Here is a 16,225-nt window from a genome sequence, read left to right on the forward strand (position 1 = left end):
TCAATTGGCTACGACCACACCGGCCGGTGTGCGGGGCGGCCACGCCAAGCACGGGGCACCAGCCCCTGCTTCCGACAGCGCCGCTCCCATGACGCACCGGCAGATCATGGAAGCCCTCGCGGGCCTCCTGCTCGGCATGTTCGTCGCGATGCTGTCGTCGACCATCGTGTCGAACGCCCTTCCCGAGATCATCCGCGACCTCGAAGGCACCCAGAGCGCGTACACCTGGGTCGTCACCGCGGCCATGCTGTCGATGGCCGTCACCACCCCGATCTGGGGCAAGCTGGCCGACCTCTTCAGCAAGAAGCTGCTGGTCCAGATATCCCTGGTCATCTTCGTGATCGGTTCGGCACTGGCCGGACTCTCGCAGAACACCGGCATGCTGATCGGCTTCCGCGTCCTCCAGGGCGTCGGCACCGGCGGCCTGGTGGCGCTCTCCCAGATCGTGATCGCCGCGATGATCCCGCCGCGCGAGCGCGGCCGGTACTCCGGCTACATCGGCGCCACCTTCGCGGTGGCCACCGTCGGCGGCCCGCTGCTCGGCGGCGTCATCACCGACACCTCGTGGCTCGGCTGGCGCTGGTGCTTCTACGTGGGCGTGCCGTTCGCGGCCATCGCCCTGGTCATCCTGCAGAAGACGCTGCACCTGCCGGTGATGAAGCGCAAGGTCAAGATCGACTGGTTCGGCGCGTTCTTCCTGGCCGCTTCGGCCTCGCTGCTGATGATCTGGGTGACCCTCGCGGGCGACAACTACGACTGGATCTCCTGGCAGACCTACGCCATGGTCGGCGGCGCGATCGTGCTCGGCGCGATCTTCATCGTCGTCGAGACCAAGGCCGCGGAGCCGCTGATCCCGCTGCGCTTCTTCCGCAACCGCACCATCGCGCTGACCGCCGCGGCGAGCCTGTTCGTCGGTGTCGCGATGTTCGGCTCGACCGTCTTCCTGAGCCAGTACTTCCAGCTCGCCCGGGACAAGTCGCCGACGATGTCCGGCGTCATGACCATCCCGATGATCGCGGGCCTGTTCCTCTCGTCCACGATCTCCGGCGCCGTCATCACCAAGACCGGCCGCTGGAAGGGCTTCCTGGTCGGCGGCGGCGTCGGCCTGGTCGCGGGCCTGGGCCTGCTCTCCTCCATCGCGTACGACACCGACTACTGGCAGGTCGCCATCTACATGGCGGTGCTCGGCCTCGGTCTCGGCATGATGATGCAGAACCTGGTGCTCGCCTCGCAGAACCAGGTCAAGCCGCAGGACCTCGGCGCGGCCAGCTCGCTGATCACCTTCACCCGTACCCTCGGCGGCACGCTCGGCGTCTCGGCGCTCGGCGCGGTGCTCGCCACCCGCATCACGCACTACGTGGAAGAGGGCCTGGAGAAGGCGCACATCCAGCTCCCGCCCGGCGGCGCGGCCTCCGGCGGCAGCATCCCCGACATGGACAAGCTCCCGGCGCCGATCCGCACCATCATGGAGAGCGCGTACGGCGACGGCATCGCGGACCTGTTCCTCTACGCCGCCCCGATCGCCCTGGTCGGCCTGATCATGGTCCTGTTCGTCAAGGAGGTCGCACTGAAGACCTCCAACGACGCCGAGACCCCCACCTCCGCGCAGGCCGAGACGCCCGTGGAGAGCGCGGCCGAGGGCCTCGCCGGAGTCACCGTCGGCATCGCCGAGGAGGCGCCCGTGACGCAGCCGCTGCCCGCCGGACCGCCCACCGGACGGACCCTGCACGGCACCGTCCGCACCGCGGAGGGCGTTTCGGTCCGGGGAGCGGCGGTCACGCTGATCTCGCTGGCCGGCCGTCAGCTGGGGCGCTCGGTGGCCCAGCCCGACGGGCGCTACCAGGTGGACGCCCCGTCCGCGGGCAGTTACGTCCTGATCGCCTCGGCCGACGGCTTCCAGCCGCAGGCCTCCACGGTGACCGTCGCCGACGAGCCGCTGGCGTACGACATCCTGCTCTCCGGCACCAGCGGTCTCAGCGGTGCGGTGCGCAGCGCGGCCGACGGGTCGGGCGTCGTGGACGCGATGGTCATCGTGACCGACGTGCGCGGCGACGTGCTCGCCACCGGCAAGTCCGGTGACAACGGCGAGTTCGTGTTCGGCGAGCTGGTCCCGGGCCAGGTGACCGTCGCGGTCAACGCGGCCGGGTTCAGGCCGATGGCCCTTCCGGTGGAGATCGGCGGCACGGGTGTCACCCGTATCGAGGCCGTCCTCGCGGCGGGTGCGCTGGTCCAGGGCACCGTCCGGGCGGGTGCCGCCCGCCGGCCGCTGCCGGACGCCCGCGTCACGCTCATGGACGCGGCGGGCAACGTGGTCGCCACCGCCACCACCGGTGAGGACGGCGCGTACGCCTTCACCGACCTGGACGCGGGCGAGTACACCGTCGTCGCGACCGGCTACCCGCCGGTGGCCGGCAACCTGACGGTGGCCGGACGCGGTGTGGACGCGCACGACATCGAGCTCGCCCACCCGGGCGAGTAGCGAATAGGGCTCCGGCACGGGGCGCGTTCCGAGCGGAGGCGCGCCTCGGTGCCGGGGAGCGGGGCCCGGTCCCCAGGGACCGGACTTCCAGGGGGCGGCAGGCAGGGGACGGCCTGCCGCCCCCCTTCTTTTCTTTTGAGTACGTACGAGAGATGCAGGCAGGTAGCGGTATGGGACTTCGCGCACAGGTACGGACCCGGGACGGCTGGGCCGTGCAGCACGCCGTGGTGACCGTCACCGACATGACGGGCACGCAGGTATTGCGGGCGGCGGCGGACGGCGAAGGGGTGGTCAACGACCCGACCGCGCTGGCGGCCGGCCCGTACACGGTCATCGTGACCGCGGTGGGTTACGCGCCCGTCGCGTCGACCGCGCTGGTCACGGCCGCGGGCCGGATCGAGGCGGGCAACGTGACGCTGCTGCGGCAGGGCGGGGTGGAGCTGCCGCCGCCGGGGACGTGGACCATCGACCCGGTGCACTCGTCGGTCGGCGCGGTGGCGCAGCACCTGGGGATCTCCAGCGTACGCGGGCGGTTCACCGGGTTCTCCGGGCGGATCGAGATCGCCGAGGACGTCGCGAAGTCCCGGGTGGAGGCGGTCATCTCGTCCGCGACCATCGACACCGGCAACGCGATGCGCGACGGGCACCTGAAGTCGCCGGACTTCCTGGACGTGGAGACCTACCCGGAGATCGTCTACCGCAGCACGGGCCTGGTGCCCGCCGGGCCCGACCGGTGGACGGTCAAGGGCGAGCTTGCGCTGCACGGGGTGGTGCGCGAGGTGGACCTCGACCTCGGCTACCTCGGCACCGGTCCCGACCCGTGGGGCGGGGTGCGGGCGGCCTTCCACGCCACGGCCGACCTGCGGCGCGACGACTTCGCGATGAACTACAACCAGGTGGTGCAGGCCGGTATCTCGGCGATCGGCGCGACCCTCCGGGTGGAGCTGGACGTGCAGGCGGTGCAGGGGGACGTGCTGCCGCAGGGCTAGCCGAGCCCGCTGCCGGGCGGCTCAGTTGCGGTGGTCGAAGCTGCCCGGTTCCGGGGGGACGCCGCCGGTCCGCAGGACCAACTCGTGGCAGACCTCGCGGAGTTTGACGTTCCGGCCCTGCGAGGCCCGGCGCAGCAGGTTCAGGGCCTGGTCCGCCGGGCACCTGCGGCGGGACATCACTATGCCGATCGCCTGGTCGATGACGTAGCGGTTCTCCATCGCCGCCCGCAGGTCCCGGACCGCCGCCGACTCCCGCTCGATGCGCTCGGCGACCGCCACCGCGCCCGCCGCCTGTTCGGAGAGGCGGCGGGCCAGCTCCCGCTCCCCCTGGAACGCCCTCGGCTTCTGGGAGTAGAGGTTGAGCGCGCCGACCGTGTTCGGGCCGGTCCGCCCGGTGTGGGTGGGGGCGGGCGTCCGGGCCGGGACCGACAGCGGGGCCGCGAGGACCGAGCGGATGCCCTGGGCGGCGGCGAGCCCGGGGTAGGGGCCCCAGCGCTCCTCGCCGATGGTGTCGGCGACGTACTCCTCGACCCCGTTCTCCAGGCTGCAGACGCACGGTCCGGCCTCGACCTCGTACTGCATCGCGTCGAGCAGCAGTGCCTCGCTGTCGCTGCTCGCGGTCGTGACGAGGCGGCCGTTGCGGCGCATGGTGACGCTGCACGAGTCCGCGCTCTCCACCACGGACACCGCGTGTGTGGTCAGGTCCTGGAGGAACGAGTCCAGCCCCCGCCAGTCGGTCAGTGCGTCGTAGACGGAGCCGAGGTCGAATCCGATGCGCTCCCGACCGGCTCCGGTGTCTGTCGTCTCGGTCATACTTCTGCTGCTGCCCCCGATCCGGCCGGAAACGCCGGGCGTGCTCCGCGCCGGGCGGCTTCGGTGCGCGCGGGTGCGTGCGCTCGGGCGCACACGGTTACGGTTCACTCCCTCGACCGCCGCCCGGTGACGTGCTCCAATGGAAGCCCTGGTCAGGAAGCGGCCCCACCGACCACGACGTGCGCCCATGGCCGTCGGCATCGGACAGGTGAGCGCTGTGCCCTTCCGTCTGACCCTCAGGGACCTCCCCCACGCCCCGTACCGCTGCGTGGTGCTGCTCATGCCGTACGAGATCGACATAGCGAACTGCGAGGCGGCGTACGGGGCGGTGCGCGCCGCGCTGGACCGGCGGCAGGGCCGGATCGACGTACTGGTGCTGGACTTCACCGGGACCGTCTTCACGGACAGCCGCGGTGCCCGGCTCGTCTCCGCGACGCGGGAGTACGCGGGGCGGTCGGGCGTCGCGGTGCGGCTCGCCGCGGGTGAGGGCAGGCACGACGGCGGGCTGGTGCGGCGAGTGCTGTCGCTGACGGGGATACGGCGGGACGTGCCGGTGTACCGGACGGTCGAGGAGGCGGTCACGGGGGTCGACGAGCTGGCCCAGTGGCTCGGGCGGCCGGGGGACGCCGGCTGACGGGGCGGTCGCTCCCGGCTGACGGGGGCCCGGGACGGTCCGGGCTGCCGGGGCCGGTGGACAGTCCGGGCTGCCGGAGCCGGTGGGCGGCAGCGGGGGCCGGGGCGTGCGGGGCGCCGGTGTTCCGGGCGGGGCCGCTACTCGGGGCGTTTCGTCGCGCCGCTGGTCTCGATGCCCGCGATCAGGACGTCCAGCGCGTTCTCGAAGTCGCGGTCGTACATCTCGGCGACCGTGTCGCCGCCGCGTGCCGCCATCAGCTCCGTCGATTCGCGGAACAGCGGGGACTCCTCGATCTCTCCGGCGATCAGTCCCATCGACCGCTGGAAGAACTCGTCCGTGGTCAGCTCCGCCTCCGCCGCGAGCCGGTTGAACTGGGCCTCGCTGGTGGCGAATCCGAACACGAACTGGAAGACGGCGGCAATCATGCCGCCGTGCCGCTCCAGGGGCGCGCCCGTCCTGCGCATCACCGCGAGCGTGGCGCCGGAGAAGGCCATGAAGTGCGGCCCGATGTTGAGGAAGCGCCCGACCAGCAAGGTCGCCCACGGGTGCCCCACCAGCAACTCGCGGTAGCTCTGGGCGAGTTGCCGCAGCTGGATGCGCCAGTCGGTGTCGTCGTCGGGGTCCGGCAGGACGATCTCGCCCGCCACGTGGTCCAGGGCGAGTTCGAGGAGGTCGTCCTTGGTGGCGACGTACCAGTAGACCGACATCGCGGTGACCTTCAGCTCGGCGGCCAGCCGGCGCATGGAGAACTTGTCGAGGCCGTCCGCGTCGAGCAGTGCGACGGTGACGGCGGTGATCCGGTCGCGGTCGAGATGCGCGGCGGCGGGGTCGGACCTGCGACCGCCGCCGCTGCCCCCGCGCCCGCCGGCGCCCCCGCCCGGCGACTTCTTCGCGTCCATCCATACGCTGCTCTGTCCGGGCTTCTTGACGCGGTCGGCCGCCGGCACCATGGGGCACTCTCCTCGGTTCTGCTCGGTCCAGCTCCGTCGAGCGGGACGGACCGTGTTGTTCCGGTTCGTCCCGTCGATGGTATGCCGCGGACTACTCCGGCGGTACGGGTACGGAGGGCCCGGCCTGCTCCTTCCGCAGCTCTGCCGCGCGGGCGTCGGTGCGCTCCGCACGCCACAGCAGCAGCGCCGCGAGGAGCCCGCCGACCAGCACCGCGACCGCCCCGACGAGCTGACTGGTGGCCAGCCCGGAGGCGAACGCGTCCCGGATCGCGTCCCGTTCGCCCTCGCTGCCCGCCGACGCCATCGCCGCGGGCAGCGACACCGCGCCGACGGCGGCCGGGAAGAGCGCCGCGAAGCGGGAGTTGAGGACCGCGCCGAGCACGGCGACACCGAGCCCGTTGCCGAACTCCGCCATGGTGCCGTTGACCCCGGCACCGACCCCGGCCTTCTCCGGCGGGATGGCGCTCATGATCGCGTTGGCCATGGCGGGTCCGGAGAGCGCGATGCCCGCGCCCATCACCACGAGCCCCAGCAGCATTCCGCCGTAACTGTGGCCGCCGAGGGTCGCGATGCCCGCGAGCCCGGCGGCGACCAGCGTCATGCCCAGCGCGATCGTCCGGGGCGTGCCCAGCTTCATCAGCAGCCGCGCGCCGACGCCCGCCAGGTTGAGCACGACGACGGTCACGGCGAGCGGAGCGGTCCGCAGACCCGCGTCCAGCGGGTCGTACCCGAGCACGAACTGGAGGTGCTGGGTGAGCAGGTAGAGCGAGCCGCCCATGCCGAAGGCGACCAGGATCGAGCCCGCGACGGCGCCGATGAAGCGCTGGTCGCGGAAGAAGTGCATGTCGAGCATCGGGTACGGGGCACGCAGCTCCCACCAGGCGAACGCGGCCAGCACCGCGACCCCGGTCCCGGCGGCGAGCAGCACCTGTCCGGAGGTCCAGCCGTGCTCGGGGCCGGAGATGATCGCGTACACCACCGCGGCCATGCCGATCGTGGAGAGCACCGCGCCGGGCAGGTCGGGCCGGTCGCCCGCCGGGTTCCTGGACTCCGGCACCAGGGTGAGGACCGCGACCAGGGCGAGCACCGCCACCGGGATGTTGATCAGGAAGATCGCGCCCCACCAGAAGTGGTCGAGCATGAAGCCGCCGAGCAGCGGCCCGGTGGCGAAGCCGAGCGAACTGACCGTCGACCACAGGGCGATGGCCCTGACCCGCTCGCTGTCGTCGAAGATCTGCATGATCACGGCCAGCGTGGTCGTCATCAGCAGCGCCCCGCCGACGCCCATCCCGGCGCGGGCGGCGATGAGCTGTGCGGAGGACTGCGCGAGTCCGGCGACCAGCGAGCCGACGCCGAACAGCACGAGCCCGGCGGCCAGCATCTTCTTGCGCCCGTAGCGGTCGGCGGCGCTGCCCGCGGTGAGCAGCAGCCCGGACTGCACGAGCGAGTACGCGTTGATCATCCACTGGATGTCCGCGCTGGAGGCGTGCAGTTCGGTGGTCAGGGAGGGGATGGCGACGTTCAGGACGGTGTTGTCGAGCAGCACCGTGAGCTGGGCGAGGCAGATGACCCCGAGGATCAGCCAGCGCTGGGGGTGCCCCCGGGACGGGGTCGCGGGCGGGGTGTGACCGGTGGCCGGCGCTGTCATGCCGAATCTCCTCTACGGTGTACAGCGATTTCTTGTACACCGTAGAGGAGTTTCTTGTACGCCGTAAAGTCGGTTATCGGGAGAGCGGCTTCGTCAGGTCGTAGAGCGTGGTCCCACCCGCGGAGACCTTGGTGAAGTTGGCCTTCACCCAGGTACTGATGGAGCTGCTGGTACCGCCCTGCGGGCCGCCTCCCATCCGGACCCGCTCGCCGCCCTCGCCCCGGGCACCCCCACCGGGCCCGCCGGACCGCTCGCCGTCGTCGATGAAGTAGTGGATCTTCCCTTCGCGTACGTGGGCCTGGAACGCGGCCAGGGTCGGGGACGGGTCGCTGCCGTTGAAGCCGCCGATGGCCATCACCGGCTTGCGGGTGGCGAGTTGGTAGCTGGCGGCGTTCTGGGAGCCGACGGCGGCAGCGGCCCAGGTGTAGTCGTCGGCGTCGGCCTCGATACGGGCCTTGGCAGTGGCGTCGACCCGCTGGCCGTCGAGGAGGCCGTTCATCGGGGCCCGGTTGGTGCCGCCGCCTGAGGTGGAGGCGCCGGGGGTGGAACTGCCGGGGGTGGCCCCTTGGCCGCCGCCGTTCGGGGGCTGGGCGCCGCCGGGCGGGGTGCCGCCGGGCTGGTTGCCGCCGGGCTGGTTGCTGCCCTGTGCTCCGCCGGGCGGGGTGCCGCCCTGGCCGCCCCAGGGCTGGGCGGCCTGTCCGTTGCCGTTGCCGTTGCCCGGTCCCGCGATCCAGAGGCCGGGGCCGGGGCCGCGTTCCATGCGCATGCCGGGGCCGCCGAAACGGCCGCCCATGGCCGAGGGGCCCGCCGTCACGATCGAGCCGGTGTGGCCGGTGCCGACGGTCTGGGCCGCGTACGCCGCCGGGCCCGCGAGACCGGTGGCCAGGCCGAGTCCGGCCGCGCCCACGGCCACGTACCGGACGAGCCGTCCCTCGGTGAGCCGGCCGGGCAGCAGACCGGTCGCGAGCAGCCCGAGGGCGGCGAGCCCGCCGGTCACCAGCACCGCCCAGCGCAGCCACGGCAGGTGGTCGGGGGTCCGGCCGAGCAGGACGAACGCCCAGTACGCGGTGACGCCCACGGTGCCCGCGAGGGTGAGGGCGGCGGCCGGGTGGCGGCGCTCCTCCCACAGGACGGCGGTGCCCATGCCGATCAGGGCGGCGACGTACGGGGCGAGGGCCACCGTGTAGTACTCGTGGAAGATGCCCGCCATGAAGCTGAAGACGGCGGCGGTCGCCAGCAGCGCCCCGCCCCAGGCGAGGAACGCGGCCCGCGCGGTGTCGGTGCGGGGCGCCCGCCAGGTGATCACGAGCCCCGCGACCAGCAGGATCAGCGCGGCGGGAAGCAGCCAGGAGATCTGGCCGCCGACGCTCGTGCCGAACATCCGCAGCAGTCCGGACTCGCCCCACATGCCACCGCCGCCACCGCCGCCGGGACCGCCGGGGCCACCGCCGCCGACGCTCCCCGCCTCGTTGCCGTTGATGCGGCCCAGGCCGTTGTAGCCGAAGGTCAGCTCCAGGAAGGAGTTGGTCTGGGAGCCTCCGATGTACGGGCGCGAGGCGGCCGGCCACAGTTCGACCAGGGCGACCCACCAGCCGGCCGACACGACGACCGCCAGCCCCGACAGGGCGAGCTGGCCGAACCGCCGGGCGACACCGGTCGGCGCGCAGACCGCGTACAGCACGGCCAGCGGCGGCAGGATCAGGAACGCCTGGAGCGTCTTGGTCAGGAACGCGAACCCGACCGCGACCCCCGCCCACACCAGCCACTTCGTCCGCCCGTCCTCCAGCGCGCGCAGCACGAGGTAGACGGTGACGGTCATCAGGAGGGCGAGCAGCGCGTCCGGGTTGTTGAAGCGGAACATCAGCGCGGCGACGGGCGTGAGCGCCAGCACCGCACCGGCGACGATTCCGGCCGCGTACGAGAAGCGGCGGCGGACGGCCGCGTACAGGACGGCGACCGTACCGACGCCCATCAGCACCTCGGGGACGAGGATCTGCCAGGAGCCGAGGCCGAAGAGCCGTACGGAGAGCGCCATCGGCCACAGGGCGGCCGGGGGCTTGTCGACGGTGATGGAGTTCGCGGCGTCGGAGGAGCCGAAGAAGAAGGCCTTCCAGCTCTCGCTGCCTGCCTGGACGGCCGCCGAGTAGAAGGAGTTGGCGTAGCCGGAGGAGGAGAGGTTCCAGAGGTAGAGGGCGGCGGTGGCCAGGAGCAGCAGGATGAGGCCGGGGCGGGGCTTGGGGAGCGCGGAGAGCACGCGGGGGAGCCTGGCGCCGAGGTGGTGGGTCCGGGTCGGTGCGTCGGTACTCACGGGGACTTCAGTTCCTCTCGGGCCCGGGGGTTCTGGTGGGGTTGCTGGGTTTGTTGGGTTTGTTGGGGCTGGCATGGCTGGTGGGCTGTCGGTCCGGACGGTTGCGGCCTTTCCTGGAAGACCCAGGCGCGCAGCAGCAGGAAGCGCAGGACGGTGGCGGCGAGGTTGGCGACCACCAGCACGGCCAGTTCGCTGTGGTGCGAGACGGGGCCGCCGACGGTGCCGAGTGCGGCGAGCGAACCGCTGGTCAGGGCGAGCCCGATGCCGAAGACGACGAGCCCCTGCGCCTGCTGGCGGACGGCCCGGCGCCGGCCGCGCACCCGGAAGGTGAAGCGGCGGTTGGCGGCCGTGTTGGCGACGGCGGACAGCAGCAGGGCCGCCGCGTTGGCCGCCTGCGGCCCGGCGAAGGTCCGCGCGAGGGAGTAGAGGGCCAGGTAGAGCAGCGTGCTGAGCACGCCCACGCAGCAGAATCCGATCAGCTGGCGGACCAGTCCGCGCGGTACGGCGTCGAGTTCGCGGTCCCTGGGGTCGTCGCCGAAGGGCCGGGCGAGCCGGTCCAGCGGCAGCGCGCCCACCGCGAGCGCCCGCCCCACCCGCCACACCCCCTTCAGGTCCTCGACGGCGGTACGGAAGATCCGCACGCTGGAGTGGGGGTCGTCGACCCAGTCGACCGGAACCTCGTGGATGCGCAGCCCGGCACGTTCGGCGAGCACCAGCATCTCGGTGTCGAAGAACCACCCGGTGTCCTCGACCATCGGCAGCAGCCGCCGTGCCACGTCTCCCCGGATCGCCTTGAACCCGCACTGGGCGTCGCTGAAGCGGGCGGCCAGGGAGGAGCGCAGGATGAGGTTGTACGTCCGCGACACGAACTCCCGGCGCGGCCCGCGCACCACCCGCGACCCGCCCGCCAGCCGGGTGCCGATCGCGAGGTCGGAGTGGCCGGAGATGAGCGGGGCGACGAGCGGGAGCAGCGCGTTCAGGTCCGTGGACAGGTCCACGTCCATGTACGCGAGTACGGGTGAGTCCGAGGCCTCCCAGACGGTGCGCAGCGCCCGGCCGCGCCCCTTCTGCCCGAGCCGCACCGACCGTACGGCGGGCAGCTCGGCGGCGAGCGCGGCGGCCACCTCGGGAGTGCGGTCGGTACTGGCGTTGTCGGCCACGGTGAGCCGGAAGGGGTAGGGGAAGTTCCGCACCAGGTGCTCGTGCACCCGCCGCACGCACGGTTCGAGGTCGTCCTCCTCGTTGAACACGGGGATGACGAGGTCGAGGAGCGGGGTGGGGTGGGGGCCGACGGGGGTGGCGTGACGGGAGGGGAGGGTGGCGGGGAGGGGAGCGTCGGAGGGGCGGCTCCCGGGGGCGCTCCCCGGCTCGCTTCCGGTCTCGTGCCGAAGGTCGCTCCCGGGTTCTCCGCCCGGCTCCCGGAGGGAACTTTCGAAGGTTGGCCTCATGGGAACGACGTTGTCCGAGGCAGCTGTTGAGGGGGTGTGGTGAGGCTGTGGGTGAGCTGTGAGGTGGGGCCGGGGCGGTTTCTCCGCGCCTTGGGCGGGCGCTGTGTCCGCGCGATGCGGCGGCTGCGGCGGGGGGGGTGGACCGACTGCGCGGACCGTCCGTCTGGGGGGCGTTCTACCCGCGCGGGTCGCTGCCCGTGAGCCGTCCTACCCGCGCGGGTCGCCGCCGGCGGGCAGCCGCACTGTGAACACCGTGCACCCCGGCTCGCTCGTCACCGCGACGCTCCCGCCGTGCGCCACGACCACGGCCCGCACGATGGCCAGGCCGAGGCCGGTCGAGGCGACGGACGTCGGGGCGGCGGAAGCCGGGACAACGGACCTCGGGGCGACGGACGTGGTGACCCCTCTGCCGACCAGGGTCGTCGTCGCGGAGCCGCCGGGAGGGGTCCCGGTGCTGTCCGCCGTACCTGCCGAGCCCGCCGCACCCGCCCGCGTCCGGGACGCGTCTCCGCGCGCGAACCGTTCGAAGACCCGGTCCACCAGCTCGGGCGCGATGCCGGGGCCGTCGTCGCGGACCTCGACGACCACTTCCCGGTCCGCTCCGGCCGCAGCTCCGGCTCCGGCTCCGGTCCCGGTTCGCACGCTCGCCGTGACCCGTGTACCGGGTGGCGTGTGCGTACGGGCGTTGCCCAGCAGGTTGACCAGGACCTGCTGTAGGCGTGCCGGGTCGCCGCGTACGAGGACCGGTTCGTCGGGCAGTTCCAGCCGCCAGACGTGGTCCTGTCCGGCCGCCCTCGCGTCGCTCACCGCGTCCACCACCAGCGGCAGCAGATCGGTGCTCTCCCACGAGAGCGGCGCTCCGGCGGACCCGGCCGTGCCACCCTCCGCCCCCGCGTCCAGCCTGGCCAGCAGCAACAGGTCCTCCACCAGCCCGGTCATCCGCGTCGCCTCGGACTCGATCCGCCCCAGCGCGTGCCGGGTGTCGGGCCCGGTGGCCGCCGCCTCCTCACTCCGCCGGGTGAGTTCGGCGTACCCGCGTATCGAGGCGAGCGGCGTCCGCAGCTCGTGGCTCGCGTCCGCGACGAAGCGCCGTACCCGCATCTCGCTCTCCTGCCGGGCGGCCAGCGCGGAGCCCACGTGCCCGAGCATCCGGTTGAGCGCCGCGCCCACCTGTCCCACCTCGGTGCGCGAGTCGGCCTGCGCCTGCGGTACGCGCTCGTGGAGCGCCACCTCGCCCCGGTCCAGCGGCAGTTCGGACACCCGCGTCGCGGTCGCCGCGATCCGCCGCAACGGCCGCAGCGCCGCCCCCACCAGGGCGTTCCCGGCGAGCCCGGCGGCCACCAGCGCGGCCAGCGTCACACAGACCACGACCACGACGAGGGTGTGGACGGTCTCCTGGACGTCCTTGAGCGGGAAGCCGAGCACGACGGACCGCTCGGCGGAGGCGGAAGATCCGGTGCCGTTGCCTGACCCCGTTCCCGTTCCCGTACCCGTCCCCGTCCCGGTTCCCGTCACCTCGCCCGGCAGCGGGCCCGGGAAGCCCTCCGGCGGTGTCTTCCCCGGCCAGTCCTTCCCGCTCCCGGCGAGCACCCGGTAGTCCCCGAGCCCCGGCACCGTCACCGTGTGCGGCTCGCCGTCCCTGGGCACCGCGTCCAGCGCCTTCACCTGGGCCGCGTTCAGCCCTTCCAGATGGGCCCTGATCCGCGCGCCCGAGGTGCCGGAGTCGTCCTTCACGTCCACGCTGGTCGCACCGGCACCGCCGCGCAGCCCCACGGCCCCGAGCGGGGTGCCCGGGGCCGCCACGAAGTCCAGCCCCCACCCCCGGTCGCGCGCCACCGCCTCGCTCAGCCGCGCGTCCACCTGGCGTTCCAGGTACGACTGGAGGGCGACGGAGGTCACCGCCCCCACCACCACCGCCACCACCGCGACGAGCGCCACGCAGCACACCACCAGCCGCGCCCGCAACGACAGACCGCGCGCCGTCAGACCGCGCACCGGGAACCGCCGCGACGGCCTCCTCCGCACCTCATCCACCCGGCTTGATCAGATACCCGGCCCCGCGCCGCGTGTGGATCATCGGGGTGCGTCCCGCGTCGATCTTCTTGCGCAGGTACGAGATGTACAGCTCGACGACGTTGGCCTGGCCCCCGAAGTCGTAGTTCCACACCCGGTCGAGGATCTGCGCCTTGCTGAGCACCCGCTTCGGGTTGCGCATCAGGAACCGCAGCAGTTCGAACTCGGTCGCCGTCAGCCGCACCTCGCTCCCGTCCCGCCACACCTCGTGGCTGTCCTCGTCGAGCCGCAGGTCCCCCACGACCAGCTCCGACGCGGACCGGGCGATCACTCCCGCACCACCGCCCGCGCCGCCGCCACCGCTGCGCCGGATCAGCCCCCGCAGCCGCGCCACGACCTCCTCCAGGCTGAACGGCTTGGTCACGTAGTCGTCGCCGCCCGCCGTCAGCCCGGCGATCCGGTCCTCCACCGCGTCCTTCGCCGTCAGGAACAGCACCGGCACCTCGGGCAGGTCCTCGCGCACCCGCCTCAGCACCGACAGCCCGTCCATGTCCGGAAGCATCACGTCCAGTACGACCGCGTCGGGGCGGAACTCACGTGCCGCGCGCAGCGCCGCCGCCCCGTCGCCCGCGCTGCGCGTCTGCCAGCCCTCGTACCGCAGCGCCATGCACAGCAGCTCGGCGAGCGGAGCCTCGTCGTCCACCACCAGCACGCGCACGGCCCCGCCGTCGCCCGCCGCGCCCGCGCCCACGCCCGTGCCACCGCCCGCCCGGAGTGCGCCGTCCGCCGTCCGCACCGTCTCTGTCGTCCGCATGCGGTCAGCCTGTCGGGGGCCGGTGAGAGCACCCTTGGCCGTTCCTGTGAATCAGCTGAGAAGAGTCCGGGGAAAGTCCTGGCCGGAACGGAGCGGCCGGAATAGCCGCAGCCACCCGCCCGTTGCCCCCCACATGACCTCCGACGCCACTCCGGCCTCCGCAGCCTCCCCCTCCGCCCCATCCGTCACGTACGGCCGTCTCGGCGTCTGGAGCAGCGCCTTCCGCGCAGGCACTCCCGAGCAGCTCCTCGAACTCACCGACGCGGTGACCGAGTTGGAGGACCTGGGATACGGAACGGTGTGGTCCGGCGGCAGTCCTTCGCTGGACGACGTCGCTCCGCTCCTCCAGGCGACGAGCCGCATCAAGGTCGCGACCGGCATCCTCTCGCTGTGGCAGCACACGGCGGAGGAGGTCGCCGCGCAGGCGGCCCGCTTCGAGGAGCAGTACCCGGGCCGTTTCGTGCTCGGCCTGGGAGTGAGCCACGGCGCGCTCGCCCCGCAGTACGCCAAGCCGTACTCGGCGATGGTCGGCTACCTGGACGCGCTCGACGCGGCGCCGGTGCCGCTCCCGGCCGGCCGCCGGGTGCTGGCGGCCCTCGGCCCGAAGATGCTGGAGCTGGCCGCGAACCGGGCGGCGGGCGCGCACCCGTACCTGGTGACCCCCGAGCACACCGCCCAGGCGCGGGAGGCGCTCGGCCCGGACGCGTTCCTGGCCCCCGAACTCACCGTCGTACTGGACCGGGACCTGGAGCAGGCGCGCACCACCGCCCGCGGCATGCTGGGCATGTACCTCCAGCTGCCCAACTACACCAACAACCTGCTGCGCCTGGGCTTCGCCGAAGCCGACTTCACGGGCGGCGGCAGCGACCGCCTCCTCGACGCGCTGTTCGCGCTCGGCGACGCGGACCGGGTGGCGGCGAAGGCACAGGAGTTCTACGCGGCGGGCGCCGACCACCTCGCGCTCCAGGCCCTGACCTCGGCCGACCGCTCCACGTCGCTGCCGAGGGAGGACTGGCGGGAGCTGGCGAAGACGCTGCTGTGAGGTGAGGGGCGGCCGGGGGAGCGGCGGCTCGCGGCGCGGACCGCCACTCCCCTCCCCGTACGGCCTCACAGCTTCACGGCCTCAGCGCCTCACGGCTTCACGGCCTCAGAGTCCGAAGAGCCGGGCCCCGTTTCCGTGGCAGACCGCCCGCAGCCACTCCTCGCCCAGCCCGAGCCGCTCCAGCGACTCCAGCTGGTGCAGATAGCCGTACGGGATGTTGGGGAAGTCGCTGCCCAGCAGCACCCGCTCCCCCAGGTCCCCCAGCCGCCCCAGCTCCCGCACCGGGAAGGGCGCCATCGCCTCGCTGAAGTCGGTGAAGGCCATCGTGGTGTCGAGCCGGACCTCCGGGTAGCGCTCCGCCAGGTCCAGGAAGTCGGCGTACTCCGGCATCCCCATGTGCGCCACCACCAGCCGCAGCCCAGGGTGCCGGGCCAGCACCGCCCCCATCGGCCCCGGTCCGGTGAACTTCCCCGGCATCGGCCCCGACCCGCAGTGCGTCACCACCGGAATCCCGGCCTCCGCGAGCAGGCCCCACACCGCGTCCAGCTCGCTCGCGCCCGGGTCGTACGCCCCGACCTGCAAGTGCGCCTTGAAGACCCGCGCGCCGCCCTCGACGGCCGCCCGCACGTACGCGGCCACGCCGGGCTCCGGATAGAAGGTCGCCGTCCGCAGACAGCCCTCCGCGCGGCGGGCGAACTCCTGCCCCCAGCCGTTCAGCCACTCGGCCATGCCCGCCTTGTGCGGGTAGATCATCGAGGTGAACCCCACCACCCCGAACTCCCGCAGCAGCGCGATCCGCCGGTCCTCCTCGAAGCGGTACGTGATCGGCCACTCGACCCCGGTCAGGGGCCCCACGCCGTCGAAGTACGCCCACACCTTGCGGAGCACCCGGTCCGGCATGAAGTGCGTGTGCACATCCACCAGTCCGGGCAGCCCGAGCCGCTGCCACCAGGCGCGCACGGCGGCGGCCTCCTCCGGGCCCGCGGCGGTGCCGGCGGGGTCGGGGCCGCTGCCGGTGCCCCCGTCCGTACCGAAGTCACCGATGTCCGTACCGACGTCCGCACCGAAGTCCATGCGCGCACGCTAC

12 protein-coding genes are annotated in these 16,225 nt (G+C 73.0%); 4 read left to right on the forward strand and 8 right to left on the reverse strand.

The annotated features are described in order from the left end of the window. Positions 1–4 precede the first annotated feature (4 nt). Together ACFYVL_RS35420 and ACFYVL_RS35425 are read left to right on the forward strand one after the other, a co-directional pair. Positions 5–2,479 carry an MFS transporter gene (locus ACFYVL_RS35420; RefSeq protein ID WP_389252368.1) on the forward strand — a complete coding sequence of 825 codons (2,475 nt, stop codon included), beginning with the start codon at positions 5–7 and terminating at the stop codon, positions 2,477–2,479. Between the two features lie 170 nt (positions 2,480–2,649). Then, positions 2,650–3,468: a YceI family protein gene (locus ACFYVL_RS35425; RefSeq protein WP_389252370.1), complete on the forward strand. Its 819-nt coding sequence runs from the start codon at positions 2,650–2,652 to the stop codon at positions 3,466–3,468. Between the two features lie 21 nt (positions 3,469–3,489). Here ACFYVL_RS35425 and ACFYVL_RS35430 read toward each other — a convergent pair whose 3' ends face one another. After that, the gene (locus ACFYVL_RS35430) at positions 3,490–4,281 is read right to left on the reverse strand and encodes a GAF and ANTAR domain-containing protein (RefSeq protein ID WP_389252372.1); all 792 of its coding nucleotides are present in this window, start codon (positions 4,279–4,281) and stop codon (positions 3,490–3,492) included. A 217-nt stretch (positions 4,282–4,498) separates the two neighbouring features. Between ACFYVL_RS35430 and ACFYVL_RS35435 the strand changes: the two genes are divergently transcribed. Then, positions 4,499–4,915, forward strand: a complete 417-nt coding sequence (locus ACFYVL_RS35435; protein ID WP_389252374.1) for an STAS domain-containing protein — start codon at positions 4,499–4,501, stop codon at positions 4,913–4,915. A 137-nt stretch (positions 4,916–5,052) separates the two neighbouring features. Here the strand turns inward: ACFYVL_RS35435 and ACFYVL_RS35440 are convergent, their stop codons facing one another. From ACFYVL_RS35440 to ACFYVL_RS35465, 6 genes are all read right to left on the reverse strand, one after another. After that, positions 5,053–5,865 (reverse strand): TetR/AcrR family transcriptional regulator, encoded by an 813-nt coding sequence (locus ACFYVL_RS35440; protein WP_389252376.1) that lies wholly within the window; start codon positions 5,863–5,865, stop codon positions 5,053–5,055. A gap of 91 nt (positions 5,866–5,956) precedes the next feature. Next, positions 5,957–7,513 carry an MFS transporter gene (locus ACFYVL_RS35445; protein ID WP_389252378.1) on the reverse strand — a complete coding sequence of 519 codons (1,557 nt, stop codon included), beginning with the start codon at positions 7,511–7,513 and terminating at the stop codon, positions 5,957–5,959. Positions 7,514–7,586: 73 nt separating this feature from the next. Beyond that, entirely contained in the window at positions 7,587–9,896 is a 2,310-nt protein-coding gene (locus tag ACFYVL_RS35450; RefSeq protein ID WP_389252380.1) for an ArnT family glycosyltransferase, read from the reverse strand. After that, entirely contained in the window at positions 9,818–11,269 is a 1,452-nt protein-coding gene (locus ACFYVL_RS35455; RefSeq protein ID WP_389252382.1) for a glycosyltransferase, read from the reverse strand. Before ACFYVL_RS35455 ends, ACFYVL_RS35450 begins: the two co-directional genes overlap by 79 nt. Positions 11,270–11,476: 207 nt before the next feature. Further along, positions 11,477–13,264: a sensor histidine kinase gene (locus ACFYVL_RS35460; protein ID WP_389252384.1), complete on the reverse strand. Its 1,788-nt coding sequence runs from the start codon at positions 13,262–13,264 to the stop codon at positions 11,477–11,479. Between the two features lie 31 nt (positions 13,265–13,295). Continuing rightward, positions 13,296–14,096, reverse strand: coding sequence for a response regulator transcription factor (locus ACFYVL_RS35465; protein ID WP_389252387.1), 801 nt, complete (start codon positions 14,094–14,096; stop codon positions 13,296–13,298). Positions 14,097–14,229: 133 nt separating this feature from the next. On the opposite strand from ACFYVL_RS35465, the gene ACFYVL_RS35470 reads away from it, so the two are divergent. Continuing rightward, positions 14,230–15,138, forward strand: coding sequence for an LLM class F420-dependent oxidoreductase (locus tag ACFYVL_RS35470; protein ID WP_389252389.1), 909 nt, complete (start codon positions 14,230–14,232; stop codon positions 15,136–15,138). A 105-nt stretch (positions 15,139–15,243) separates the two neighbouring features. Here ACFYVL_RS35470 and ACFYVL_RS35475 read toward each other — a convergent pair whose 3' ends face one another. Beyond that, a complete protein-coding gene (locus tag ACFYVL_RS35475) occupies positions 15,244–16,212 on the reverse strand; it encodes an amidohydrolase family protein (RefSeq protein WP_389252391.1) in 969 nt (322 codons plus the stop codon). Positions 16,213–16,225 lie beyond the last annotated feature (13 nt).

This window comes from Streptomyces sp. NPDC004111, assembly GCF_042874215.1.
Lineage (GTDB): Bacteria > Actinomycetota > Actinomycetes > Streptomycetales > Streptomycetaceae > Streptomyces.